Raw genomic sequence first — 26,535 nt, 5'->3', positions numbered from 1 at the left:
ATTGACCAGAAAAGAATGGTGGGTATAGCTGACGGCATATTCGCGAGCACAAATACCAGAGCACGCAATTTTAAGGACGGGCGATCCGGGTGCCGGCCGGCAGGCCGTTGCTTGGAGAAAGGGTTTCCTTTGCCGGCCGCGACACTCCCTTGCAGGTTCCCCGGAACCTCTGGGGTCGCGGCCGGTCGCCATTCGTCAGCCTCAGGGCCCGGATGGGCGGCCGCGCCCCCCGACGGCCAATTCCCCGGCGGCGATTCGCAGCGTTGGAGCCGGGTCTTCGCCCCGACCGGCCCGCTGCGACATTCGGTGTGTAGACGATTGATTGCGCATGGCTTCGCGGAGATGGCCGCCGCCTGGAAACCAGCCTCCGACCATGACCCAAACCGTTGACAACATGCCCGGGCGTGGGTGCAATAGCGCCCGCGAGCCGGGCCAGCCGTTGGGATGTGGCGGTGCCCGCAACACACACGAACAGGTCGGGGCAAATCATGAAAAAAATCGCTCTCAGCCTCATCGGCGCGGTCGCGGCGATCGCCATCGCCGGCCCGGCGATGGCCCAGGCCAAGAAGCCGGTCAACATCTACATCTGGAACGACTATCTGGGTGAAACGACCCTCGCCGACTTCACCAAGGCCACGGGCGCTGAGACGAAGGTCGACCTGTACGACAGCCTGGAGCTGCTGGAGCAGAAGGTGCTCGTCGGCAAGTCTGGCTATGACGTAATCGTGCCCACCGCGGAGCCGACCCTGTCCCGCCTGATCCAGGCCAAGGTCGTGGGCCCGCTCGACAAGTCGAAGATCCCCAACTACAAGAACCTCGACCCGAAGGTCCTGAAGCTGCTGGAGAATTCCGATCCCGGCAACAAGTACGCCGTGCCCTATCTCGGCGGCACCGTCGGCATCGCGATCATCCCGGAAAAGATCAAGGCCGTCGCCCCCGACGTGGCGCTGGACAGCTGGGACCTGATCTTCAAGCCGGAAGTGGCGAAGAAGGTCGCGGCCTGCGGCATTACCGTGATGGATTCGGCCATCGACGTCATCCCGTCGGTGCTGAACTATCTCGGCCTCGATCCGAACTCCGAGAAGAAGGAGGATCTGGACAAGGTCGAGAAGACGCTGATGGCGGTCCGTCCCTACATCAAGCGCTTCGTCACCGGCGAGAACATCAACATCCTCGCCGGCGGCGACGCCTGCGTCGTGATGGCCTACAACGGCGACGCCATCCAGGGTGCCGCCCGCGCCGCCGAGGCCAAGAGCGCCAAGGTCGAATACATCACGCCGAAGGAAGGCGTGCAGGTCTGGTGGGACACGCTGGCGGTTCCGGCCGACGCGCCGAACAAGGACGGCGCCTACGAGTACATCAACTTCGTGCTCGACCCGGTCAACATGGCCAACATCTCCAACAAGGTCAGCTACGCCAACGCGGTGCCGGCCTCGCTGGCGACGGTCTCCGACGACATCAAGTCGAACCCCGGCATCTTCCTGCCGGCCGACAGCAAGCTGAAGCTGTTCTCGCTGAAGCAGATCAAGCAGGCCACCGACCGCGCCCGCACCCGCGTGTGGACCAAGGTCAAGACCGGCAAGTAAGCCGGGCCCCCTTAAGAAGCGCCGCCATGGCGCTGACCCGCCCCGGCCGATCCCCAGCGATGGGGAGCGGCCGGGGCGTTGTCATGAAAGAGGAAACCGGATGGCCGGTCAGCCGATTCGCAAGCCCACCCGCCTGGAACCGTGGCAGGACGCGGGCCAGACTCCCTATGTCCGCATCGAGAAGGTGACCAAGACCTTCGGCGATTTCGTCGCCGTGGACGAGGTCAGCCTGTCGATCTACCGCAACGAGTTCTTCGCCCTGCTCGGCGGCTCCGGTTCCGGCAAGACGACGCTGCTGCGCATGCTGGCGGGGTTCGAACAGCCGACCGAAGGCAAGATCTACATCGACGGCGTCGATATGGCCGGCATCCCGCCCTATGAGCGGCCGGTCAACATGATGTTCCAGTCCTACGCCCTGTTCCCGCACATGACGGTGGAGCAGAACGTCGCCTTCGGCCTGAAACAGGACGGGGTGGCGAAGGCGGAGATCCGCGACCGCGTGACGGAGATGCTGGGGATGGTCCAGCTCTCGGCCTTCGGCAAGCGCCGCCCGCACCAGCTGTCCGGCGGCCAGCGCCAGCGCGTGGCGCTCGCCCGCTCGCTGGTCAAGCGGCCGAAGCTTCTGCTGCTGGACGAGCCGCTGGGCGCGCTCGACAAGAAGCTGCGCGAGCGCACGCAGTTCGAGCTGGTCAACATCCAGGAAAAGCTGGGCGTCACCTTCATCGTCGTGACCCACGACCAGGAAGAGGCGATGACCATGTCCTCGCGCATCGCCGTGATGAACCACGGCGTGATCGCGCAGGTCGGCACGCCGACCGAGATTTACGAATACCCGCACAACCGGTTCGTGGCGGAGTTCATCGGCTCGATCAACATGTTCGACGGCCGCGTCGTCTCGACCGAAGGCGATCAGGTCCTGGTCGCGTCGGAAGAGGCCGGCTGCGAGCTGCTGATCGCCCACGCCACCCCGGCGCCGGCCGGCTCGCCCGTCTCCGTCGCCATCCGGCCGGAGAAGATCGCCCTGTCGAAGGAGCCGCTGGCGGGTGGGGACGGCCGCAACCAAACGACCGGCATCGTGCGCGAGATCGCCTATCTCGGCGACGTGTCGATCTATCTGGTGCAACTGCCGACCGGCAAGACGGTGCGCGTCACCGCCCCCAACATCACCCGCCGCACCGAAATGCCGATCACCTGGGAGGACGAGGTAACCCTGACCTGGCGTCCCTTCGCCGGCGTGGTGCTGACCCAATGAGGACGGTCGTCTCCGTCCTCGTTTCCGGGCTCAGCCGGATCGGGCTGTGGGGCCGCGGCGTGGTCGTCGCCATCCCCTATCTGTGGCTGCTGCTGTTCTTCATGGTGCCCTTCCTGATCGTCTTCGGCATCAGCTTCTCCGAATCGATCATCGCCCAGCCGCCCTATTCGTCGCTGGTGGAATGGCTGACCGACGAGGATGCCGGCACCTCCAAGCTGCAGATCCTGCTGAACATCAGCAACTATTTCCGGCTGGGCGGGGACGACCTCTACATCCTCGCCTATCTGAATTCGCTGCGCATCGCAGCGGTGACCACGCTGATGTGCCTCGCCATCGGCTATCCCATGGCCTATGCCATCGCCAAGGCCGATCCGGCCCGGCGCGGGCCGCTGATGATGCTGGTGATCCTGCCCTTCTGGACCAGCTTCCTGATCCGCATCTATGCCTGGATCGGCATCCTCAAGGGCAACGGCGTCATCAGCAACCTGCTGGAATGGGTGGGCATCACCAGCGGACCGGTGGAGATCCTCTATTCCGACTGGGCCGTCTATATCGGCATGACCTACTGCTATCTGCCCTTCATGGTCCTGCCGCTCTATTCGACCCTGGAGAAGATGGACCCCAGCCTGCTGGAGGCGGCGGCCGACCTCGGCTCCCGTCCGTTCAAGTCCTTCCTGTCGATCACGCTGCCACTGTCGCTGCCCGGCATCATCGCCGGCTCGCTGCTGGTCTTCATTCCGGCGGTGGGCGAGTTCGTGACGCCGGAACTACTGGGCGGCCCGGACACGCTGATGATCGGCCGCGTGCTGTGGAACGAGTTCTTCGCCAACCGCGACTGGCCGGTCGCGTCGGCGGTGGCCATCGCGCTGCTTCTGGTTCTGGTGGTGCCGATCATGATCTTCCAGCATGTGCAGGGCAAACAGGCGGAGGCCGGGCGATGAAACGGTTCGGGTTCCTGTCCTGGGCGCTGCTGTTCGGCTATGCCTTCCTCTATGTCCCCATCGCGCTGCTGGTCGTCTTCAGCTTCAACGAGTCGCGGCTGGTGACGGTGTGGAGCGGCTTTTCGACCAAATGGTATGCCGAACTGCTCCACAACGACGCCCTGCTGGATGCGGCCTTCCTGTCCTTCCAGGTGGCGGCGGTGTCGGCGACGCTGTCGGTGCTGCTGGGCACCTGCGCCGGGCTGGCGCTGACCCGCTTCGGGCGGTTCCGTGGCCGCACCCTGTTCGGCGGCATGATCACCGCGCCGCTGGTCATGCCGGAGGTCATCACCGGCCTGTCGCTTCTGCTGCTGTTCGTGGCGATGGAGCAATGGCTGGGCTGGCCCGACGGGCGCGGCGTCACCACCATCACCATCGCCCACACCACCTTCACCATGTCCTATGTCGCGGTGGTCATCCAGTCGCGGCTGGCCGGCATGGACGGCAGCCTGGAAGAGGCGGCGATGGATCTGGGCGCCCGCCCGGCCAAGGTGTTCTTCGTCATCACCCTGCCGCTGATCGCCCCGGCGCTGGTCGCCGGCTGGCTCTTGGCCTTCACCCTGTCGCTGGACGACGTGGTGGTGGCGAGTTTCGTCTCCGGCCCCGGTTCGACGACGCTGCCGATGGTGATCTTCTCCAGCGTGAAGTTCGGCATCAGCCCGCAGATCAACGCGCTGGCGACGCTGATGGTTCTGGTGGTGGCGACCGGCATCTTCGTCGCCAGCATCGTCATGGCCCGCCAGGAACGGCAGCGCAAACGCGACGAGCAAATGGCGATCCAGAACGGTTGATTCAGACCGGCTGACCGGCGGCAATCCGGCCGCTTTCGGGCCGGTCCGCAGACCTACCCATCCGCGCGCAGCAGACCTCTGCCGCCGCGGATGGCAATTGCCCGCTTCTTTTGCTATGTTGATGTCATCGTCAACAGCGAAAGAGGCTGTGCCATGCGCGCGCTCCTGTGGTTCCCCTTGTTGAGACTTGGATTTTTCAGTCCCGTTTCCACTGCCTATGCGACCACCCGTTCGGTCACCGCCCGCCGCACCCTGCGCCCGCCGTCCGGCCTCTAGCCGGACCTCATGCCGGATTCCTCTCCCGGCATGCCGACGCGACGTCCTTCCGCGTCTTTTTAAAAATCCCCTTGCCGCAAGGCTCCTCTGCCATCAGGCCAAGCACCCGCTGCGGCGGACGCGATTGCCAAAGGCGCGCTCCCGTGGTTAGGGTGGATGGGGACGAAAAATGTCCCGGTCCTTTGCGGCCCGCCGACCGTTGTTTCGGTGTTGCGGCTGCGAAGGGCAGAGGACTTTGAAAAAGGGTAGAGGGATCGACGCATGACGACACCGAACGCCCCGATGCCGACGGGTGAAGCGACGGGTCAAGGCTTCCGCATGCCCGGCGAATGGGCCAGCCACAGCGGATGCTGGATGGCGTGGCCGTGCCGGCCGGAAACCTGGCCGGAGGGCGCCTTCGACGCCGCGTGCGACGCCTATGCCGAGGTCGCGCAGGCCATCTCCCGCTTCGAGCCGGTGACGATGGTGTGCGACCCGGCGGACGTGGCGGAAGCCTCGCTCGCCTGCGGCCCCGGCATCCAGATTCTCCCGCTGCCGATCAGCGATTCCTGGATTCGCGACACCGGCCCCAGCTTCGTCGTCGACGGCAAGGGCGGGCTGGCCGGCGTCCATTGGGGTTTCAACGCCTGGGGCGGCAATTACCAGGGCAGCGACAAGGACCAGCAGGTCGGCCGCCTGATCCTCGACCATCTGAAGCTCCCCTGCATTTCCGCCCCGCTGGTGATGGAGGGCGGCTCCTTCCATGTCGACGGGGAGGGGACGCTGATCACCACCGAACAGTGCCTGCTGAATCCCAACCGCAATCCGGGCCTGTCGCGGGAGGAGATCGAGCGGCAGTTGAAGAGCCATCTCGGCGTCGAGACGGTGATCTGGCTGGGGCAGGGCTATCAGGACGACGAGACCGACGGCCACATCGACGAGATCGCGCTGTTCGTGCGTCCCGGCGTGGTGATGGCAATCACCACCGACGATCCCGGCGACCCCAATTTCAAGATCTTCCAGGACAATCTCGACCGGCTGAAGCGAGCCCGCGACGCGAAGGGCCGCGAACTGGAGGTCATCACCATCCAGCAGCCCGCCCGCCGCGACCTGAACGGCGTGCGCCTGACCCTGTCCTACACCAACCTCTACATCGCCAACGGCGGCATCGTCATGCCGGCCTTCGAGGATCCGGCCGACGACGAGGCGTTCCGCGTCGTCCGCAAGGCCTTCCCCGACCGCGAGGTGGTGCAGATCGCAGCACTCGACATCGTCCGCGGCGGCGGCGGCATCCACTGCATCACCCAGCAGCAGCCGCTTCCCTGACGGGACCAATCATAGTTTGGCGACCCTCGCCGCCGTGACGGGGTGGGCGAGGGAACGTGCCGGCGCGGCCGGTGTTCATGTCGGGCATTCTCCCTTCCGGAAAGCCCGACGACCATGGCCGAGGACACCGCTCGCCGACTACAGGCACGCCCCATCGCGGTGACGAAGGCCGCTCCACCCGTCTCCACCCAGACGATCCTGCTGATCATCACGCTGATCGTGGTGACGCTCTATGTGGCGGCGGACATCCTGATGCCCATCGCGCTGGCGGTGCTGCTCGCCTTCGTGCTGACGCCCATCGTCACCCGGCTGGAGCGCTGGCGTCTCGGCCGCGTGCCGTCGGTGCTGGCGGTGGTGGCGCTGCTGTTCCTCGGCATCACCGGCTTCGGTGCCGTGGTGGGCAGCCAGCTGGGCGATCTGGCCGACAATCTGCCGACCTACCAGCGCAACATCCACACCAAGATCGAGTCGCTGCGCAGCGCCACCGCATCGGCCGGCGACCGCGGCGCGCTGAAGCAGGCGACCGACGCCTTCCGCGACCTGCAGCAGGAGATCGAGCGCGCCACCGCCGGCGCTGCGGCCAACCAGCTTCCCGGTGCCGGTCCGGCACCGCAGGCCGGCGCGCCGACACACCGCGAACCGGTCCCGGTGCGCATCGACCAGTCCGACACCGGGGTGTTCGACCTCGTCAGCCGGGTGCTCGGCCCGGCGATGACGCCGATCGCCACCGCCGGCATGGTGCTGGTCTTCACCATCTTCATGCTGTTGCAGCGGGAGGATCTGCGCGACCGCATGATCCGGCTGGTCGGCTCCGGCGATCTCAGCCGCACGACGGAGGCGATGAACGACGCCGGCGAGCGGGTCAGCCGCTATCTGCTGATGCAGGTGGTGGTGAACGTGACCTATGGCCTGCCCATCGGCGTCGGGCTCTGGCTGCTCGGCGTGCCGAACCCGCTGCTGTGGGGGCTGCTGGCGACGGTGCTGCGCTTCATCCCCTTCCTCGGGCCGGTGATCGCCTCGGCCTTTCCCATCCTGCTCTCCTTCGCGGTCGATACCGGCTGGACCCTGCCGCTGCTGTGCATCGCCCTGTTCGTGGCGGTGGAGCTGTTCTCCAACAATGTGGTGGAGCCCTGGCTCTACGGAACGGCGACCGGCCTGTCCTCGCTTGCCATCATCGTCGCTGCGGTGGTGTGGACGACGCTGTGGGGGCCGATCGGCCTCTTGTTGGCGACGCCGCTGACCGTCTGCCTCGTGGTGCTGGGCCGGCATGTGCCACAGCTGCATTTCCTGGAGGTGATGCTCGGCGACCGTCCGGTCCTGCCCGACGAGGCGAAGATCTACCAGCGCCTGCTGGCCCGCGATCCCGCCGAGGCGACGGAGCTTGCCGAGGAGCGGCTCGGCAAATCCACACCGGTCGAACTGGCCGACGGGCTGCTGCTGCCGGCCCTCTCGCTGGCCGAACAGGAGCGGCAGCGCGGCTCCCTCAACCCGGACGGGCGGCAGGCGGTGGCCGAGGGCATGGCGGGGCTGCTGGACGAGTTGTCGGACGCAACCGCGCCTGCCGACACCGCACCGCGCGTGCTCTGCGTCGGGGCCCGCAACAATCTGGACGAGGCGGCGGCCGGGCTGCTGGCCTATCTGCTGGCCGGACGCGGCATCCATGCCGATGTCATACCTTGCGAGAAGGCCTCGACCCGCGCCATCGCCAGCCTCGGCACCACGGGCGTGGATGCGGTGGTGCTGTCCTCGCTCAACCCGACGGCGCTTGGTCATTGCCGGCGGATGATGCGCCGCCTGCGGATGCATTTCGGCCCGCGCGTGCCGATCCTGCTCTGCCTGTGGAGCGCCCACCCGGAATCCGAGGTGCCGGAGCGGGCCAGCGCCGAGACCGACGCCAATCTGGTCGCCACCGGCATGGCCGGGGCGCTGGCGCAACTGGAGGAACTGAACATCGGTGCCACGCCGGCGGCGGTTGCCGAAGCGGCCCCATCCTCGACTTAGGCCGCCGCCGCCCAGCGGTTGCGTCCGGCGCGCTTGGCGATGTAGAGCGCGTCGTCGGCCGCCTGGATACAGGCGTCGGCGGTCTGCCCCTCACGATAGGACGCGACGCCAAGGCTCAGCGTCACCAAGATGCTGCTGTCCTGATGGACGAAGGGATGGTGGGCGATGAGCTGCCGCAGCTTTTCCGCGACCGTTTCGGCCTGGACCTGATCGCTGCCGGGCAAGAGGATCAGGAATTCCTCGCCGCCCCAACGGGCGCACAGGTCGTGCATGCGCAGGTTCCGGCGCAGCAGGCCGGCGGTCTCCACCAGAACATGGTCGCCGGCGGCATGGCCGAAGTCGTCGTTCACGTCCTTGAAATGGTCGATGTCCATCATGAGCAGCGCGAAGCCGCCGCCGTTGCGGCCGACGCGGCACAACTCCGCCTCCAGCCGCTCGATCATCTGGCGGCGGTTCGGCAAATCGGTCAACGGATCGGTCTGCGATGCGGCATGCAGCGTCCGCGCCATCTGGCGGGTGTCGGTCTGCATGCGGTCGCTGATCTTGGCGATCTTGGTCAGCTGCCGCATCAGCTTCATGTGGTCGTTGGCGAGCGCGCGGAACTCCTGCATCAGCGGATGGCTGGCATAATCCTCGTTCGCCGCGAGACGGGCGACCCAATCCTGAAGCTTCTGTTCCTGCAGCATCATGCCCATCGTTCCCCGCCGCAAGGCCCAGCGCCTGGGCAAACCCGTTACCGTCGTGCCGCCGGCATTGCCGACCTTGGAGCCGGCATCCCCTGTCATGGCGACGTCTCCGGTACCGGAACCGCCCCCGAAACTGCTGCCGGAGCCGCCGTGGGCGTCGTTGCCCGCGCCACCGGCAGCCGGACGGTGAAGGCCGACCCCTGGCCCGGCTCGCTCGCCACCGAGATGCCGCCGCCGTGGGTATCCACGATGCAGCGGGCAAGGTGGAGGCCGAGCCCGGCACCGGTCGTCCCCGCCGCGTTGGACGCCCGGAAATACTTGTCGAACAGCCGCGCCGCGTCGGCTGCGTTGACGCCGATCCCCTGGTCCGTGATCCGCACCGTAACCTGGCCGCCAGGGCCTCCGCAGGGGCTGCCGGCGGCGCCGTCGCCGACCGAGAGGTCGAGGCGGATCGTGCCCCCGTTCGGCGAGTATTTGACAGCGTTTTCCATCAGGTTGGAAAACACAACGGCCAAAAGGTCGCGGTCGCCGGGAATCGGCACCGGACGATTCAGGCCATGCAGTTCGAACCGGTGGCCGGTGGCGGTCCCTGCCAGCTCGCCCGCCAGCGCGGTCAGCATTGCCGCAAGGTCGAAGGCCACCGGCCGCGCCGCCGCGGTGCCCAGCCGGTCGTTGGTCAGGCAGCGTTCGATCAGGTGCAGCATCCGCTGGACCGCGTTGCGGATCTTGCCGACCCGCGGCATCGCCGAAACCGGCAGCTTCGGCTCGAGCTCCAGCATCTGCGAGGCGCTGTCGATGATCGCCAGCGGCGTGCGGAATTCGTGGCTGACCATCAGCACGAACTGCCGCTGCTGGCGCGCCATCTCCTTGGTCTCGGTCTGGAGACGGTCACTGATCTTGGCGATCTTGCGGAACTGGCGCAAAAGCTTGCCGTGCCGCTCCGCCAGCGTCTGGAATTCCGCCAGCAGCGGGTTGCCGGCATTGGCCGGATCCTCGACCAGCCGCTGAACCCACTGACGCAGTTCCTGTTCCTGCGACCGCATCGTCATCCCGGATGTTCAGTGTGCCGTCAATGGGCCAGAATTTCGAACGGCAGCGACACGTCTTCGGCGAACTCCTCCGCCATGTCGAGCGCGCGGTCGTTGTCGCTGTCGTAATGCCAGCGCACCGACACCGTCTGACCCTTCTGGTGGGCGCCGTCCAGCATCTCCAGCACGTCGATCATGCATTTGATGCTGCTGGTGTTGAGGTAGCTCAACCCGATGTCCAGCACCACCGCCGGAGCGGGGGCCTTCAGATAATCCTCCAGCCAGTTGAACACCGGCGCGTAGAAATCGAAGGAGTTCTCCGGATAGGATTCGCCTTCGATGCGCAGCAGCCCGGCCGCCGGATCGAAATCGATCAGGGGAGAGCAGGAGGTTGCCTCGATCCGCAAACTGTCCATTATGTGTATTCCGTGATTTCTTATAGCTGCACTTCAAGGCTGAAGAAGAAATAGGTGTCATCCACCGCGCGCAACGAATATTCCAGCGGCCGGGTGGCCTTGCGCGCCATGTCGATCAGGCCCAGCCCGGCGCCGCTGGCGCCCGCTTCGCGCGGCTTGCGCGACTGTTCCTTGTAGACCGCCTTCAGGCCGGCCTTGTCCAGACCCCGCAGCTTCTCCAGCATCGCCGACAGGCCGGGGACGTCGTCCGCCTCCACCAGATTGCCGGAGCTGACGACGTAATGGTCGTCCTCCTTGCCGATCACCACGATGCCGCTGTTGGCCGGGATCGGTCGGCCCAGCGCTTCCCGCGATGCCGTGTAGTTGCGGACATTCTGCGCCTGCTCCACATAGACGGAGAAGACATCCATGATCGCCGACTTTTCGATCCGCTCATTTTCCAGATGGTTGCGGACCGCCTTGCCCAGCTCTTCGATGACGCTGTGGCTGAAGGGGCCGCTGAAGCAGATCAGCAGCTTCTGCCGCGACAGCAGCTCCTGGAGGTTGAAGAGTTCGTTGCCTTTCATCGTACCTTGACGACCTGCCTTACGGGTGAACGGGGTGGGATGAGGATGCGTCGGGCGCGGATGCCGCCGCAAGCACCGGTGTTGCGGCCGGCGAAACGGTGAAGCCGACCAGGGTGATGTCGTCGCGCTGCGCCCGCTCGCCCTGATGCTCGGCCAAGGCCTGCGCGAAGGCGGCCCGGCGCTCCGTCATCGGGATGGCGTCATGCTCCAGCAGCATCGCGGTGAAGCGGCGATTGCCGAAGCCGAAGCCGCGGGTGCCGCCGGCCTGATCGAGGAAGCCGTCGGTGGTCAGGTAGAAGCTGCGGCCCGGCGTCAGCTCCACCCGGTGGGTGGTGAAGCGGTGGCCGCTGTCGGACCGGCGATAGCCCAGGCTCTGCGCATCGCCCTTCACTTCGCCGACGGTGCCGCCGGCTGTGCCGGCATTGGGACTGTTGTCGGCAGCGCTGTCGACGATGTGCAGGCCGATCCGGCCGCCGGCGAACAGCAGGTCGCCCTTGTCCGGCCGCACCAGGCACAGCCCGATGTCCAGCCCGTTGTCGAAACGCGGGTTGTCGCGCCCGCGGGCCAAGGCGGCGCGCACCATGCGGTTCAGCCCGCCCAGGATCGTCGCCGGATCGCCGTCCGGCGTTTCCGACAGCACATGGTCCAGAATGGCCGACACCGTCATCGTCATGAAGGCGCCGGGCACGCCATGGCCGGAACAGTCGGCGACGCCGATCAGGAAGCGGCCGTCCTCCAACTCGCGGAAGATGTGGAAATCGCCGCCGACCACGTCACGCGGACGCCACAGCACGCAGACGCCGTCGAGGTGCCGCGCCATCTCCCGCTCGTCGGGCAGGATGGCCGATTGCAGGAGGCTGGCGTACTGGATGCTGTCCATCACCTGCCGGTTGACCACCGCCAGCTGCTCGTTGGACTGGCGCAGCTCCTCCGTCCGTTCGGCGACGCGCTGTTCCAGCCGCTCGGTGTAGTCGTGGACGGTTTCCGCCATATGGTTGAAGGCGACGGTCAGCTGCCCGATCTCGTCGGCGCGGGTGTTGCGCAGCCGCACGCGGTAGTCGCCGGCGGCGATGGCGCCGGCGGAGCGCGTCAGCCGGGCGAGCGGCGCCAGCACCAGCCGGTTCAGCAGGATGCTGATCATGCCGATGACGGCGAGCAGCGAGAAGAAGACCAGGCCGGCCATCGGCGCCAGCGCGGTCATGGTGGCGCTCTCCGCCTCTTCCAGCGAATAGGTCATGCGCAGCAGGCCGACCATCGTGCGCTCGCCGTTGCCGCCGGACATGACGATCTGCTTTTCGACGGTCGTCAGTTCGGCCCGGCCGGCCGGACGCTCCAGCGCCACCAGCGGCTCGCCATGGCCGCCGCGGCCGCCGGACGCCGCCCACACCTTCACGCTGCGCACCGCCGGGTCCTCGGCCAACAGGCCGCGGATCATCGCCTCCACCGCGCGGGTGTCGAATTCCCACACCGCCTGCCCCATGGCCGACGCCTGGAGCGTGCCGACCAGGGTCGCGCGATGGGTCAGCGCCTCCCTCTGCTGGCGGCCGACCAGGACGGAGGAGACGCCCATGGCGATCAGCCCGACCAGCAGGGTGCAGCCAACGATCATCAGGATGACGCGCGTCAGCAGCGACGACCCGCCGGCACGGACCACCTCGTCGCCCGACCCCTGGGGGCCGGCGCCGCGCAGCGTATAGGATTCGGTGTCGTCCCATCCCGTGACGCTCATCCACATCCTCCTGACCCGGCCGATCGGGCTTTCCGTGTTCATGGCGGGTTTCAATTCAGCCGCGGTCCTGGTTTCCAAGTCCGCGATAGTCCCAGGCGCATCAGTAAATCCACCCTCGCGTGCAGCATGCCGACAGTCATCGAACCGGCCGGTGGGCATGATGCATGTGGCGGATGAGCTTACCCTTAGCACAACGGGATTAATCAGTCCTGAAATAACATTCGGCACCGGCTTCATACACTGTCGGAACATCCGGGAAAATGGGAACAATCAGAAACCGGCGGAGACCATTCCCGTCCAATTGCGACGAAGTGTAACAACGGCGCGGCCAACCGGCTGAGGCCTTTGGGGGACAGTGGTTTTTCCCGTGGACGCCCGCGTCGTCTGCCGTGCTACCTTCGGATACAGTTGCTTGTGGCAAGAGCCGGCGGCTGGAGCTGTCTTCTGGGGGAGAGCGAAGGATGGCGTTTGGTGTTCGTGCGTTCGTTGTCCCGCGGATCGTTCCAACCGGACTTGCCGCCGCCGGCGGGGCCGTTCTTGCCGCATTGGCCGCGACGGCGCTGCCCGCCGCCGCGCGTCCGGTGACCGTGCTGGCGCCGGAACTGCCGCCGATGATGAGCGCCGACGGCACCGGGCGCGAGGCCGTCATCATCACGGAGACGCTGGCCGCCTGCGGGCATGAGGCGCATTTCAAGGTTGTTCCCTTCGGCCGCCACTGGAACGACTATCGCGACAGCGTCCAGGGAAGTGCCCAGGCTGGCGGGCAAACGGGAGGGCAGATCGACGCCGTCTCCACCGTCCCGGCGGGCATGGAGATGCCGGGGGCCCGCTCCGCCCCCTACATCCTCTACCAGAACGGCGCCTCCGTGCTGAAAAGCAGCGGCCTGACCGTGCAGTCGCTGGCCGATCTGGCGGGCAAGCGCGTCATCACCTTTTCCGGCGCGCCGGACGTGCTGCCGGGGCTGCGTGCCGCCATCCCCAGCTTCGGCGATTTCCGCGAACGCGCCGACCAGATGGTGCATTCCAACCTGCTGTTCGCCGGGCGGGTCGACGCGGTTCTGGCCGACGGCCTGATCTTCGCCGAATACAACCGCCAGCTTCAGGAAAAGGCGAAAGCGGCGGGCGCCCTGCCTTTCGACCCGGCCCAGCCGGTGCAGTTCACCGCCATCTTCCCGCCCACCGCCTACAGCATGGTGTTCCGCGACGACCAGCTGCGCGCCGACTTCGACCGCTGCCTTGCGGAGATGAAGGCGGAGGGCCGCCTCGACGCCATCGACCGCGAGTGGGTGGGCCGCTATTCCGCGACGGTCGGCGACCGCTACCTGTCCCAAAGGTAGCGGGTCGGAACCGGATTTGCGGGGCCGGGGTTTATCCCATTCGTCCGATATGGTTTGCGTAACCGCTTCGGGCGTTTAATATAACTTCATACGAATGTGAATGGGGGCGTGAGGCGTCGTGGCCCGGATCATTGTGGTCGAGGACGAAGCCGACCTTCGTGACGATCTTGTCGAATATCTCGACCGCTGCGGGTTCGAGGTGGGGGGTGCGTCGCGCGGCGCGGAGCTGGACCGTCTGCTGGAGGCAGGCCCGGCGGATGTGATCGTGCTCGACATCAATCTGCCGGACGAGGATGGATTCTCGGTCGCCCGCCGCATCCGCGCCAACTCTTCGGCCGCCATCATCATGCTGACGGCGCGATCCGGACTGATCGACCGTGTCATCGGGCTGGAGCTGGGCGCCGATGTGTATCTGGTCAAGCCGGTCGATTTCCGCGAGGTGGAGGCGCAGATCAAGGCGCTGATGCGCCGGATGCAGAAGGGCGCCGCGCCGCAATCGGCTGCGGAGCCATCGGCGGGGATGGGGGTGCCGGTGCCCGGCCCGACTCCTGCCCCCGCTCACGCCCCTGCAGACTCGCGCAAGGTCTGGGTGTTCGACGACATCGAATGGCGCATCCAGCCGCCGACCGGCTCCGCCGTGCCGCTGACCGCGACGGAGTACAAGTTTCTCTCGCTGCTGGTCGCCGCCCCCGGCGAAGCGGTCAGCCGCCAGGACATTTCCATCACCCTGACCGGCCGCGACTGGGACCCCTACAGCCGCTCCATCGATTCCCTGGTCCGCCGCCTGCGCATCAAGGTGGAGGAGCGCAGCGGCTGCGCCTTGCCCGTCCAGGCGGTGCACGGCGTCGGCTATGCCTTCGTCGGTCCGGTGGTGACCAGCGCGGTGGAGGACAGCGCCGACTGAGGGCGCTCCACCCCGGTCTCGGCACTCGACTCCCGGCCCTCCTTCGGCGATGGTAGCGCCCGCAAGGAAGGGACGAGAGACCACCATGACAGATGCCACCGCCGCCTCCGAGAACACCACCGCAACCGGCAGCGCCACCCCCGGCGGCACCAATTTGGGCGGTGATGGCAGCGGCCTGTATCTGGTCGACGGTTCCGGCTTCATCTTCCGCGCCTTCCACGCGCTGCCGATGTTGACGCGGCCGGACGGCACGCCGGTCAACGCGGTGCTGGGCTTCTCCAACATGCTGCTGAAGCTGCTGGCCGATGCCAAGGCGGAAGCCGTTGCGGTGGTCTTCGACAGCAAGCGCCTGAATTTCCGCAACGAATTCTACCCCGACTACAAGGCCCACCGCCCGGAACCGCCGGAGGAGCTGAAGCCGCAGTTCGCGCTGATCCGCGAGGCGACGGAGGCCTTTTGCCTGCCCTGCCTGGAACTGGAGGGCTTCGAGGCCGACGATCTGATCGCCACCTACGCCCGTCTGGCGCAGGAGGCAGGGCGGCCGGTCACCATCGTGTCGTCGGACAAGGACCTGATGCAGCTGGTCCGTCCCGGCGTCGGCATGTTCGACCCGATGAAGAACAAGGCCATCGGTCCCGACGAGGTGTTCGAGAAGTTCGGCGTCCCGCCGGAGAAGGTGGTGGACGTACAGGCGCTGGCCGGCGACAGCGTCGACAACGTCCCCGGCGTGCCCGGCATCGGCGTGAAGACCGCCGCCCAGTTGATCACCGAATATGGCGACCTGGAGGGCCTGCTGGCCAATGCCGAGAAGATCAAGCAGCCGGCCCGCCGCCAGAAGCTGATCGAGTTCGCCGATCTGGCCCGCATCTCCCGCCGCCTGGTCCTGCTCGACGATCAGGTGCCGCCGCCCAAGCCGCTGGACGAGCTGCGGGTGCGCGAGCCCGACCACCAGCGGCTGATCGACTTCCTGCGCGCCCAGGGCTTCCGCAGCATCGTCTCCCGCGTCGAGATGGAGATGCAGAAGGACGGCCGCATCGCCGACGGCGCCAGCGGTTCGCTCCCGGCCCCCGGCTCCATGCCCGCCCCCGCGGCGAAGTCGCCGGCGATGGCCGAAAGCCCGGCCGCGGAGGACCGTCCGGCCCGCAAGACGGTGTTGAACGTCCCGGAGGTGCGCTACGAGCTGGTGCAGGATGCCGACGCGCTGCGCCGCTGGGTCGAGCGGGCGCGCGAGACCGGTGTGCTGGCGGTCGATACCGAGACCGACAGCCTGACCCCGGCCACCGCCACGCTGGTCGGCATCTCGCTGTCGACCGAGCCGGGCATCGCCTGCTACATCCCGCTCGCCCACAAGGCGGAGGGAGCGGCGGCCGCCGGCCAGCTCGACTTCGAAGCCCCGAAGCCGCCGGTGCAGATCCCGACCGACGAGGCGATGGCGATCCTGAAGGATGTGCTGGAGGACCGGTCTGTCCTGAAGATCGGCCACAACTTCAAGTTCGACCACCAGCTGTTCGCCCGCAACGGCGTTAAAGTGTCGCCGGTCGATGACAGCATGCTGATCTCCTATGTGCTGGAGGGCGGGTCGCACGGCCACGGCATGGACGAGTTGGCGGAACTGCACCTCGCCTACACGCCGATCCCCTTCAAGGAGGTCTGCGGCACCGGCAAGAACCAGATCACCTTCGACCGCGTGCCGCTGGACAAGGCGCTGGCCTATGCCGCCGAGGACGCCGACATCACGCTGCGGCTGTGGACGCTGCTGAAGCCGCGGCTGGTCGACGACCGCATGGTCACCGTCTATGAGACGCTCGACCGCCCGCTGGTGCCGGTGGTGGCCGACATGGAGCGGGCCGGCGTCCACATCGACAAGAAGGCGCTGTCCGACCTGTCGCAGAGCCTGTCCCTCCGTCTCGCCGAGATCGAGAAGGACGTCCATGCGCTGGCCGGCCAGAGCTTCAACATCGGCTCGCCCAAGCAGCTGGGCGAGATCCTGTTCGACACTCTCAAGCTCGGCACCGGCAAGAAGGGCAAGACCGGCGCCTATTCCACCGACAGCAGCGTGCTGGAGGAACTGGCGGAGCAGGGCCACACCATCGCCCAGCGCGTGCTCGACTGGCGCCAGCTCGCCAAGCTGAAGAGCACCTACACCGACGCGTTGCAGGAGAAAATCTCGCCGGTCACCGGCCGCGTCCACACCGCCTTCGCGCTGGCGGCGACCAACACCGGCCGCCTGTCCTCGACCGACCCCAACCTGCAGAACATCCCGGTGCGGACGGAGGAGGGCAAGAAGATCCGCCGCGCCTTCGTCGCCTCGCCCGGCCACAAGCTGCTGAGCGTCGATTATTCGCAGATCGAGCTGCGTCTGGTGGCGGAGATGGCGAACATCCAGGCGCTGAAGGACGCCTTCCGCGACGGTCTGGACATTCACGCCGCCACCGCCGCCCAGGTCTTCGGCATCCCGCTGGAGCAGATGACGCCGGACATCCGCCGCAAGGCCAAGGCGATCAACTTCGGCATCATCTACGGCATCTCCGGCTTCGGGCTGGGCCGCCAGCTCGGCATCGCGCCGGGGGAGGCCAACGCCTTCATCAAGACCTATCTGGAGCGCTTCCACGAGCTGAAGGTGTGGATGGAGGCGACCAAGGCCTTCGCCCGCCAGCACGGCTATGTGGCGACCCTGTTCGGCCGCCGCTGCTACATGCCCGGCATCCAGGAGAAGAACGCCGCCCGCCGCGCCTTCGCCGAGCGTCAGGCGATCAACGCCCCGATCCAGGGCACCGCCGCCGACATCATGAAGCGGGCGATGAACCGCATGCCGGGCGCGCTGGCCGCCGCGGGCAGCAACGCGCGGATGCTGCTGCAGGTGCATGACGAACTGCTGTTCGAGGTTCCGGAAGCGGAGGCCGAGGACGCCGCGCGGATCGTGCGCGAGGTGATGGAGGGTGCGGCGCATCTCGGCGTTCCGCTGGTGGCCGAAGCCGGGATCGGGGACAATTGGGAAGAGGCGCACTGAGGGGGCGTTCGGTTCCCTCTCCCGTCCCGGGAGAGGGAAGGGGCCCATGCGGAGCATGGGAAGGGTGAGGGTGCGGCAAGGATAGGAGATCCATATCCGGATCACCCCTCACCCTCCCCGCGCCGTTGGCGCGGGTCCCCTCCCTCTCCCGGGGCGGGAGAGGGCGTGTTCACAGCCCTACGCCACGATCCGCACCGGCACGCCCTTTGCGGCGGGCGTCTTCGACGCCTCGTCGTGATACCACAGCGGAATCAGCGGGTTCATCTCCGGGTAGTACGCCCCGACGCAGCCGCGTGGCAGGTGGAAGGGCGTCACCGTCAGCCCGCCCACCCTGCGGTCGATGTCGTCGCCGGCATCGCTCGCCAGCCCGACCACCTGACCCTCCTGCAAACCGGCGGCGGCGATGTCCAGCGGGTTCATCAGCAGAACGTCGCGGGTGCCCTCGATGCCGCGCAGGCGGTCGGAGTAGCCGTAGATCGTCGTGTTGAACTGGTCGTTCGACCGCATGGTCATCAGCCGCCAGCGGCCCGGCGCATCCTCGAAGCCGATGGCGCGCAGACGGCCCGGCGGGGTGAAGTGGGCCTTGCCGGACTCCGTCTTCCAGATCCGCTCGCGCGCCGGGTTGCCGCGGTAGAAGCCGCCGGGGGTGAAGACCCGCTCGTTGAAATGGTGGAACTGGTCGGGATAGGTCGCCTCGATCAGGGCGCGGATGCGGCGGTAATCGGCCACCCACGCGTCCCAGGTCACCTTCGGATTCGGCGGCAGGGTCGCCTTCGCCATGCCGGCGACGATGGCGACCTCCGATTTCAGATGCGGGCTGGCCGGCGTGTTGTTGCCGAGCGAGCCGTGGATGCAGCTGAGGCTGTCCTCCATCGTCACCGCCTGGGCGCCGCTCTCCTGCACATCCTCCTCCGACCGGCCCAGGCAGGGCAGCAGATAGGCGATTTCGCCGTTGATCAGGTGGCTGCGGTTCAGCTTGGTCGCCACCTGCACCGTCAGGCGCATCCGCGTCCAGGCCGCCTCCATCCGCTCGCGCTCCGGGATGGCACGGACGAAGTTGCCGCCGAGCCCGATGAAGGCTTTCACCTCGCCCGACAGGATCTTCTCGCAGGCCTTGACGGTGTTCAGCCCCTCCTTGCGCGGCGGCTCGAAGCCGTACTGTTCGGCCAGCCGGTCAAGCGGCACCAGCTCCGGCTTTTCGGAGATGCCGACGGTGCGCTGGCCCTGGACGTTGGAGTGGCCGCGCACCGGCGAGATGCCGGCGCCGTCGCGGCCGATGTTGCCCTTCAGCAGCCAAAGATTGACCAGAGCCCCCAGCGTCTCCGACCCGCGCACCTGCTGGGTCAGGCCCATGCCGTACATGGCGATGGAGCGTTCCGCCTCGATGTAGATGTCGGCGGCCTGCTTGAGGTCCGCGCGGGTCAGGCCGGATTCCTCCTCGATCTCCTCCCAGCCGATGGCGTCGACCCGCGCCTTCATCTCCTCGAAGCCCGCAGTGTGCTGGGCGATGAAGTCGTGATCGAGGACGTGCTTGCCATCCGCCTTCCGCTCCTCCTCGGCTGCCAGCACATGCTTGATCAGGCCGGTGAGCGCGGCGATGTCGCCGCCGGCCTTCAGCTGGAAATAGAGGGTGGAGATCCGGGTTTCCTTGCCGGTCAGCATCTCCAGCGGGTTCTGCGGGTTGCGGAAGCTCTCCAGACCCTTTTCCCGCACGGGGTTGAAGGTGACGATCTTCGCCCCGCGCTTCACCGCATCCTGCAACGGGTGGAGCAGGCGGGGGCTGTTCGATCCGGTGTTCTGGCCGAAGAAGAAGATGGCGTTGCAGCTCTCGAAATCGTCGAGCACGCAGGTGCCGACGGGCGAGCCGATCACCTTCTTCAACCCGACCGAGGTCGTCTCGTGGCACATGTTGGAGCTGTCGGGCAAATTGTTGTGCCCGTAGAGCCGCGCGAACAGCGCGTAGAGATATGACGTCTCCAGGCTGGCGCGGCCCGATGAATAGAACACCGCCCGGTCCGGTTCGATGGCACGCAACTCCGCCCCGATGGCGGCGAAGGCCTCGTCCCAGCCGCAGGGCACATAGCGGTCGCTCGCCCGATCATAGCGCATGGGGTGGGTCAGCCGCCCCTGCTGCTCCAGATCGTAATCCTTCCAACCCTTCAGTTCCGTGACCGTGTGCTGGGCGAAGAAATCGGGGGTGCAGCGCCGGCTGGTCAGCTCCCAGATCGTCGCCTTGGCGCCGTTCTCGCAGAATTCGAAGGTGTGCGGCTTGGCCGGCTTGGCCCAGGCGCAGGACACGCACATGAAGCCGCCGGGCTTGTTCTGCCGGCGCAGCGTGTCGAGCACGGCGGGGGTCGGCCGCTCCTCCCCCATGATGCGGGCCATCGAGCCGACCGACCCCCAGCCGCCGGCCGGACCGTCGTAATGCGGGGTGTCCTCGTCGTCCGACAGGCCGTCGATGTTCATGGGACGATACTCTGGGGAATGGTCTTGCGACATTTCGGGGGCAGGCTCCTGGGACCGGAACTTAGGTTCCGAATGGATCCAACCCGCCGGACGCCATCCGGTTCCCCCGAACCGGTCACCGCTTCTTCTGAGAACTGGTGTTCCGGACCTCTGGCTTGGACAGCACGGCGCGCAACAGTTCGGCGTTCCTGCGGGCCTCCTGCTTCTGGCTGTCCCAATTGGCGGCGATCAGGTCCTGGCCGCGTTCGCGGGCATAGTTGCCCAGGCGCTGGAACAGCTCCACCCGCTCCTCGTGGGTGCGCAGGGCGACCCACAGGGCCGTTTCCATCGCTTCGGCCTGCGCCGCCTCCATGCTGTCGGGGCTGTAGGCATGGCCGACATGGCAGCGGAAGCGCAGCACCGGTCCGTCATGGATCTCGCTCAGGCCGCCGCCGCATTCCGGGCAGGACAGGGTGGTCGGCAAGCCGACCGCTTGGGCGTCTTCGGACACGGCTGTGAACTCCTGCTCGGCGATCCGCGCCTCCGTGGCGACATCGAGCGGTACGGGCGGGCTTGGTGGCGCCGGTTCGTCGGCCAGACGGGACAGCAGAGCCGGCATCCGGTCCAGAGGCAGGACGTGATCGGCCTCGCCGTCGTCGATGGCGCTCTGCGGCATCCCCGGCCATTCGGCATCGTCCGGGTCCTGTACGATGCCGAGTCCGCCGCAGCGGCGGATCGCCCGCAGGCCGGACGTGCCGTCGTCCAGCGTGCCCGACAGCACGACGCCGACGACACGGCTGCCGAAGGCGACGCCGGCCGAACGGAACAGCGGGTCCACCGCCGGCCGGGTGCGGTTTTCCCGCGGGCCGCGGCGGATCAGCACCCGGTCGCGGCGGAGCAGCAGATGGTGATCGGGCGGCGCCACATGGATGTGACCGGGACGGATCGGCTCCCCATCCACCGGATGGAAGGCCGGCAGCCAGCCGATCCGCTCCAGCAGTTGCGGCAGGACGCTGTGGGCATTCGGGGTGATGTGGAGAACGACGAACACCGTCGGCGCGCACCCCTTCGGCATCGCGCCGAACAGGCGGGTGAGGGCGGTCAGCCCGCCGGCCGACGCACCGATGGCGAGGATGTCGCGTGTCTCCATGGAACCAGAACAGTTCCGCCGCCGCCGCGTTTCACGACCGCCTGAATAATTCCACTCGTCCTTCCAACGATTCCCGAAGGGGCGTAGGTCTCCACGCCGCTTGAGTGGGATGCGCACAGGCGATTATGCTCTGTCCGACACGGTTACGACGCAAGAAAATGACGAAGAAGACCGACGATCCAGACAGCGATTTCACCAATCTGATCCGCCACATCCAGGAAAGCCGCGGCATCGATTTCCGCGGCTACAAACGCACAAGCCTGGAGCGGCGCATCCGCCGGCGGATGGAGGAGGTCGGCTGCGATGGCTTCGCCGCCTACCACGCCTTTCTGGAAGCCCACCCGCAGGAATTCGTCGATCTTCTGAACACCGTCCTCATCAACGTTACCTCCTTCTTCCGCGACAGCGAGGCGTGGGAGGTGATGCGGCGGGAGGTCGTTCCGCGCATCCTGGAGCGCAAGGGTGAGAAGGGCCAGATCCGGATCTGGAGCGTCGGCTGCGCATCGGGCGAGGAGCCCTATTCGCTGGCGATGATGTTCGCCGAGGCGCTGGGGACGGCGGACTTCTGCCGCCGCGTCAAGATCTACGCCACCGACCTGGACGATGCGGCGCTGAACACGGCGCGCCACGCCACCTATGCGCCGCGCGACGTGGAATCGGTGCCCGAACCGCTGCTGGAACGTTATTTCGAGCGCACCAACAACCATTATGTCTTCCAGCGCGAACTGCGCAAATGCGTGATCTTCGGCCGCCACAATGTGGTCAGCGACGCGCCGATCTCCCGCATCGACCTGCTGATCTGCCGCAACCTGCTGATCTATCTGGAGGCAGACACCCAGGGCATCGTCCTGCCGCGGCTGCATTACGCCCTGGTCAATGACGGCTTCCTGTTCCTGGGCAAGGCGGAAACCCAGCTGGCCCGGTCGCGCATGTTCGAACCGGTCGATCTGAAAAGCCGCATATTCGCCAAAGTGCCGCAGGAATGGCGGCGGAGCGCCGGCGGAAGCCTGTCGCTGGCCAACGACGCCGGCAGTCCCCGCGTCAACCAGCAGGTGCGGTTGCTGGAGAGCATCGTCGACGGCAGCTCCATCGGCTATCTGGCGGTGAATGCCGAGGGGGTGCTGGTGTTCGCCAACACCCATGCCCGCCGCCTGTTCGACGTCGAGGAAAGCGACATCGGCCGCCCGTTCCACGACCTGACCATCTCCTACCGCCCGACCGAGCTGCGCAGCCGGATCGAGGAGGTGCGCAATTCCGGCCGCATGGTTCGCATCGAACACCAGCCCTTCACCCGACCGGGGGCCGAGCCGGTCCGCCTGACCATCGAGGTGGCGCCGCTCTACAGCCGCGACGGCAAGGCCTTCGCCACGCTGCTCAGCTTCTTCGACACCAGCCGCATCTATCTGCTGCAACAGGAGATCGAGGCGGCGCAGGAAAGCCTGGAAACCACCATCGAGGAACTCCAGTCCTCCAACGAGGAGCTGGAGACGACCAACGAAGAACTCCAGTCCACCAACGAAGAGATGGAAACGACCAACGAGGAACTCCAGTCCACCAACGAGGAGCTGGAGACCATGAACGAAGAGCTGCGCTCGACCAACGAAGAGCTGGAGGTCGCCAATGAGGAGATGCGCCGGCAGGGCGAGGAGGCGGGCGAGTATCGCCTTTATTCCGAGTCAATCCTGCGCAGCATCGACGTCGGCATCATCGTTCTGGACGACAACCTCGCCGTCCAGTACTGGAACCGCTGGAGCGAGAATGTCTGGGGCCTACGCAACGAGGAAGTGATAGGCGAGGTGTTCCTGGACCTTGACATCGGCCTGCCGGTTCAGCGTCTGCGCCGCCCGCTGCACGACATCCTGACGACTCAGACGCCGGTTGAGCCGGTAGAGATAACGGTGATGGACCGCCGCGGCCGGCGTATCACCTGCCGCATCCGCCTCTCACCGCTGCTCTACGACATCCGGTTGGCGCGCGGCGTGGTGCTGATCATCGAGGATGTGACGGAACGGGCACGGTCCGACGCGTTCGCCGAATATCTCGGGCGCATCATCGGGGAGTCGCTGAACGAGGTCTATTTCATCGATCCCGCCACCTTCAGCTTCCAGCTGGTCAACAAGGGGGCGGAGCTGAAGCTGGGCTATTCCCTGGAGTCGCTTCGCCAGATCGCCCTGCACGACCTGATGCCGGACATCGACGCCCTTGCCTTCACCCGGCTGGTGGAGCCGCTGCTGTCCGGTGAAAAGGCCGAAATTGTGTTCGAAACGACCATCGAGGGCCCCGACCAGACGCTGCGTCCGATGGAAATCTGCATGCAGTATTTCGCGGAGGAACAGCCGCCGATCCTCGTCGCCATGGCTCATGACGTGACGGAACGGCAGCGGATCGGTCTCGACGACCGCCGTGCGGAGGTTGCCGGCAGCTGATCGTCGGGCCGGTTTGCGTGATGGGGACGAAAAGAGAAGCCCAACGGGTTTGTTTGCAAACGACGGTATCAGGGCTGGTGGTGACCCGTTACTCAATTTCCGTCATGGTGATCGCTCTAAAGAAGCTGTCCGGAACGGCGGTTGACCGTGACAGTTTAGATAGTGAAGTTACGGCTGTTCTGCCCTGGCGACTTGATACAACGTGGCGCGTTGGTGGCGCTGGCAGGGGTTGGATGGAATGTCCGATGACCATGAATTCAAAGTTGTGGGTGGGACCGCGGGTGCCGGCATGAAGGCCAAGCCGCTGGTCGTGCAGCCCCTGTGGGACCATATGGACCACGCCGTCATCGTTACCGACAGCCGGCTCGATGCTCCGGGGCCGACCATCCTCTATGTCAACCGGGCCTTTACCACCCTGACCGGCTACCGGGCGGACGAGGCCATCGGCCGCTCCCCACGCTTCCTGCAATGCCGCCGCACCGATCCCGCCGTGGTTGCGACCATCCGGCATGATTTGCAGCAAGGCGGTGCGGCCCGAATTTCCCTGGTCAACCGGCGCAAGGACGGCAGCGACTATCTGTGCAGCCTCGTCATCACGCCGCTGGTTGGGGTGCGGGGCGAAACCGAACATTTCATCTGCGTGGCGGAGGCCCTGAAGGAAGACCGGACGCCCGACGCGCTGGCGCGCCTGTCGGCCGAGCTGGAGCAGGCGCAGACGCTGATCGAGGATCTGGAACGGCGCCAAAGCGATGCCGATGAACTGATCGACCGCCAGACCCGTGAACTGGCGATTGTGACGGAGCGCTACCACCACTCCCTGGCGCAGCTGGATGCGATTCAGGAGAGGTTGGCCATCCGCGAGACCGCGCTGGAGCGCCGCGGCAGGGATTTCGAACGCTCGGATTACGAATTGCACGCCTCGCTGGAAGAGTTGCGGGCGATGGACGAGGAACTGCGCGCCACGCTGGATCAGATGGAGGAGGCCAACATCCAGCTGGCCCGCACCAACGAGGAACTCCGCCGCCTTCAGGCGGCCGATGCCGACAAGCTGCAGCTTCTGGCGTCGGCCAGCCATGACCTGCGCCAGCCGGTGATGTCGATGGGACTGTTCCTGGATGTCCTGCGCAATCGCCTGGGCGAGGCGGAGCGGCCGATCATGGGCGGGCTGTTGGCGGCACACCTGTCGATCCGCACCCTGCTGGAGGGCATGCTGGACACCGCAAGGCTCGACGCCGGCGCGATAGAGCCATCGATTGAGCCGCTGCCGATCTCTCTGATGCTGGAAATCATCCATAGCGAGTTTCTGCCGCAGGCGGAAATGCGCGGCCTGCGCTTCCGGGCCGTGCCCAGCACCGCGATGGTGGTCAGCGACCCTCAGTTGCTGGAGCGCATCCTGAGGAACCTCATCGCCAACGCGCTGAAATACACTATGTCCGGCAAAATCCTGATGGGTTGCCGGCGCTGCGGCGATTGTCTGCGCATCGAGGTGTGGGACACCGGGCCCGGCATCCCCGAGCACAGCCAGCAGGCCATCTTCGAGGAGTTCCGGCAGCTCGACAACCCAAGCCAGGACCAGAAGCGCGGTGTCGGTCTGGGGCTGGCGATCGTCTCGCGGCTCGCCGGCCGGCTCGGTCACGCAGTCACCTTGCGCTCCTGGCCGGAACGTGGATCGGTCTTTTCGGTGACGGTTCCGCTGGCCGAACGTAAAAGGCGCAAACGCCACCGTTGACGGTGCAGCTTGCCACCTTCGGTTTGGAGAACCGTTATCCCCATGCCCCGTCATACGTGCCGATGGAACGGTTCTTCCTGATGCCGGATTGGTCCAAAGTCGCATCGTGGCCCTGCGTCTCTACGGGCAAATGGCACTTTAGACGAGTAAAGGGGAACAAACGTGGACCATCACGTGCAGCACGCTCACAACTCCGCAGAGTTGACCCAGGCGTCGGATCGCCGGGGCTTGCCCGACACTCCCCTCAGGTTCCTGATTGTCGACGATCATGCCCTGGTCCGCTACGGCCTGTCGCTTGCCCTGCGGCAGCGCTATGAGGATGTCGAGATCATCGAGGCGGGATCGCTGGCCGACGCCATGCGCAAGGCGCGGTCCGAGCCGGGTCTTGCCGCCATTCTCTACGATCTGCAGATGGGTGACAGCGACGAGCACAGCGGTTTGGCCGAGATGCTGGAGGCGGCCGGCGACGTGCCGGTGATCGTGGTTTCGGGGGTGACCGACGGCAACGTCATCGCCTCCTGCATCCGCGCCGGCGCCCGCGGCTTCGTCCACAAGGGATGCGAGGGCACGGTGCTCGACCAGGCTCTGCCGATCGTGCTGGAAGGCGGCATCTTCGCCCCGGCCCCCCCGGCCGTGCGCGGCGGCACGCCGATCCGCATTCCGCTGCCGGCCTCCGCAACGCTGGTCCGCACCGAAAGCGACGCCGTCAACGGCCTGACCGAGCGTCAGCGCGAGGTGCTTCGCCTGCTGCTGGAAGGCCAGTCGAACAAGGAGATCGCCCGTGCGCTGGGCGTGCTGGAGGGCACCATCAAGGTCCATCTGCGCACGGTGATGCAGCGGCTGGGCGTGCGCAACCGCACCCAGCTGGCGCTCGCCACCATGAAGTCGGGGATCAAGCTGTCGTCCTGATCCGGCAAA

Annotated in this window: 19 protein-coding genes; 12 read left to right on the top strand and 7 right to left on the bottom strand. The window is 66.5% G+C overall.

Going from position 1 to position 26,535, the window contains the following annotated elements:
• Positions 1 to 488 precede the first annotated feature (488 nt).
• The 6 genes from GBZ48_RS26520 (at position 489) to GBZ48_RS26495 (ending at position 8,191) form a co-directional block, all read left to right on the top strand.
• Complete coding sequence (locus GBZ48_RS26520) at positions 489 to 1,586, top strand: extracellular solute-binding protein (RefSeq protein ID WP_174473768.1); 1,098 nt, start codon at positions 489 to 491, stop codon at positions 1,584 to 1,586.
• 100 nt (positions 1,587 to 1,686) lie between these two features.
• Positions 1,687 to 2,838 carry an ABC transporter ATP-binding protein gene (locus tag GBZ48_RS26515; protein ID WP_174473767.1) on the top strand — a complete coding sequence of 384 codons (1,152 nt, stop codon included), beginning with the start codon at positions 1,687 to 1,689 and terminating at the stop codon, positions 2,836 to 2,838.
• The gene (locus tag GBZ48_RS26510) at positions 2,835 to 3,779 is read left to right on the top strand and encodes an ABC transporter permease subunit (protein WP_174473766.1); all 945 of its coding nucleotides are present in this window, start codon (positions 2,835 to 2,837) and stop codon (positions 3,777 to 3,779) included. Before GBZ48_RS26515 ends, GBZ48_RS26510 begins: the two co-directional genes overlap by 4 nt.
• Positions 3,776 to 4,609, top strand: coding sequence for an ABC transporter permease subunit (locus tag GBZ48_RS26505; RefSeq protein WP_098738030.1), 834 nt, complete (start codon positions 3,776 to 3,778; stop codon positions 4,607 to 4,609). The genes GBZ48_RS26510 and GBZ48_RS26505 overlap by 4 nt, the downstream gene beginning before the upstream one ends.
• Positions 4,610 to 5,146: 537 nt before the next feature.
• The gene (locus tag GBZ48_RS26500) at positions 5,147 to 6,190 is read left to right on the top strand and encodes an agmatine deiminase family protein (RefSeq protein WP_174473765.1); all 1,044 of its coding nucleotides are present in this window, start codon (positions 5,147 to 5,149) and stop codon (positions 6,188 to 6,190) included.
• Between the two features lie 114 nt (positions 6,191 to 6,304).
• Entirely contained in the window at positions 6,305 to 8,191 is a 1,887-nt protein-coding gene (locus tag GBZ48_RS26495) for an AI-2E family transporter (RefSeq protein ID WP_174473764.1), read from the top strand.
• Here the strand turns inward: GBZ48_RS26495 and GBZ48_RS26490 are convergent.
• Genes GBZ48_RS26490 through GBZ48_RS26470 form a run of 5 tightly spaced genes read right to left on the bottom strand, consistent with a single transcriptional unit; the run spans position 8,188 to position 12,616 of the window.
• Entirely contained in the window at positions 8,188 to 8,976 is a 789-nt protein-coding gene (locus GBZ48_RS26490) for a GGDEF domain-containing protein (protein WP_174473763.1), read from the bottom strand. The genes GBZ48_RS26495 and GBZ48_RS26490 overlap by 4 nt on opposite strands.
• Complete coding sequence (locus tag GBZ48_RS26485; RefSeq protein ID WP_174473762.1) at positions 8,973 to 9,926, bottom strand: sensor histidine kinase; 954 nt, start codon at positions 9,924 to 9,926, stop codon at positions 8,973 to 8,975. The genes GBZ48_RS26490 and GBZ48_RS26485 overlap by 4 nt, the downstream gene beginning before the upstream one ends.
• A 20-nt stretch (positions 9,927 to 9,946) precedes the next feature.
• Positions 9,947 to 10,321: a biofilm regulation phosphoprotein SiaC gene (gene siaC, locus GBZ48_RS26480; protein WP_174473761.1), complete on the bottom strand. Its 375-nt coding sequence runs from the start codon at positions 10,319 to 10,321 to the stop codon at positions 9,947 to 9,949.
• Positions 10,322 to 10,341: 20 nt separating this feature from the next.
• A complete protein-coding gene (locus GBZ48_RS26475) occupies positions 10,342 to 10,887 on the bottom strand; it encodes a SiaB family protein kinase (protein ID WP_109047716.1) in 546 nt (181 codons plus the stop codon).
• A gap of 19 nt (positions 10,888 to 10,906) precedes the next feature.
• Positions 10,907 to 12,616 (bottom strand): SpoIIE family protein phosphatase, encoded by a 1,710-nt coding sequence (locus GBZ48_RS26470; protein ID WP_246307468.1) that lies wholly within the window; start codon positions 12,614 to 12,616, stop codon positions 10,907 to 10,909.
• A gap of 461 nt (positions 12,617 to 13,077) precedes the next feature.
• Between GBZ48_RS26470 and GBZ48_RS26465 the strand changes: the two genes are divergently transcribed.
• The 3 genes from GBZ48_RS26465 to polA all read left to right on the top strand — a co-directional run bounded on the left by GBZ48_RS26465 (position 13,078) and on the right by polA (position 17,867).
• Complete coding sequence (locus GBZ48_RS26465; protein WP_174473760.1) at positions 13,078 to 13,953, top strand: substrate-binding periplasmic protein; 876 nt, start codon at positions 13,078 to 13,080, stop codon at positions 13,951 to 13,953.
• A gap of 118 nt (positions 13,954 to 14,071) precedes the next feature.
• Positions 14,072 to 14,857, top strand: coding sequence for a response regulator (locus tag GBZ48_RS26460; RefSeq protein ID WP_174473759.1), 786 nt, complete (start codon positions 14,072 to 14,074; stop codon positions 14,855 to 14,857).
• 85 nt (positions 14,858 to 14,942) lie between these two features.
• A complete protein-coding gene (gene polA, locus GBZ48_RS26455; RefSeq protein ID WP_174473758.1) occupies positions 14,943 to 17,867 on the top strand; it encodes a DNA polymerase I in 2,925 nt (974 codons plus the stop codon).
• Between the two features lie 177 nt (positions 17,868 to 18,044).
• Here the strand turns inward: polA and GBZ48_RS26450 are convergent, their stop codons facing one another.
• Together GBZ48_RS26450 and GBZ48_RS26445 are read right to left on the bottom strand one after the other, a co-directional pair.
• Positions 18,045 to 20,333 (bottom strand): FdhF/YdeP family oxidoreductase, encoded by a 2,289-nt coding sequence (locus GBZ48_RS26450; protein WP_174473757.1) that lies wholly within the window; start codon positions 20,331 to 20,333, stop codon positions 18,045 to 18,047.
• 115 nt (positions 20,334 to 20,448) lie between these two features.
• Positions 20,449 to 21,462, bottom strand: coding sequence for a chemotaxis protein CheB (locus GBZ48_RS26445; protein WP_174473756.1), 1,014 nt, complete (start codon positions 21,460 to 21,462; stop codon positions 20,449 to 20,451).
• Between the two features lie 158 nt (positions 21,463 to 21,620).
• On the opposite strand from GBZ48_RS26445, the gene GBZ48_RS26440 reads away from it, so the two are divergent.
• From GBZ48_RS26440 to GBZ48_RS26430, 3 genes are all read left to right on the top strand, one after another.
• Positions 21,621 to 23,888: a CheR family methyltransferase gene (locus GBZ48_RS26440; protein WP_174473755.1), complete on the top strand. Its 2,268-nt coding sequence runs from the start codon at positions 21,621 to 21,623 to the stop codon at positions 23,886 to 23,888.
• Positions 23,889 to 24,177: 289 nt separating this feature from the next.
• A complete protein-coding gene (locus tag GBZ48_RS26435) occupies positions 24,178 to 25,617 on the top strand; it encodes a PAS domain-containing sensor histidine kinase (protein WP_246307467.1) in 1,440 nt (479 codons plus the stop codon).
• Between the two features lie 228 nt (positions 25,618 to 25,845).
• The gene (locus GBZ48_RS26430; RefSeq protein ID WP_246307466.1) at positions 25,846 to 26,526 is read left to right on the top strand and encodes a LuxR C-terminal-related transcriptional regulator; all 681 of its coding nucleotides are present in this window, start codon (positions 25,846 to 25,848) and stop codon (positions 26,524 to 26,526) included.
• The last annotated feature ends 9 nt before the right edge of the window (positions 26,527 to 26,535 follow it).

The sequence above is a fragment of the Azospirillum melinis genome (genome assembly GCF_013340935.1).
In the GTDB taxonomy this organism is placed as follows: Bacteria; Pseudomonadota; Alphaproteobacteria; order Azospirillales; family Azospirillaceae; genus Azospirillum; species Azospirillum melinis.
This window is presented reverse-complemented; position numbering and strand designations above follow the sequence as displayed.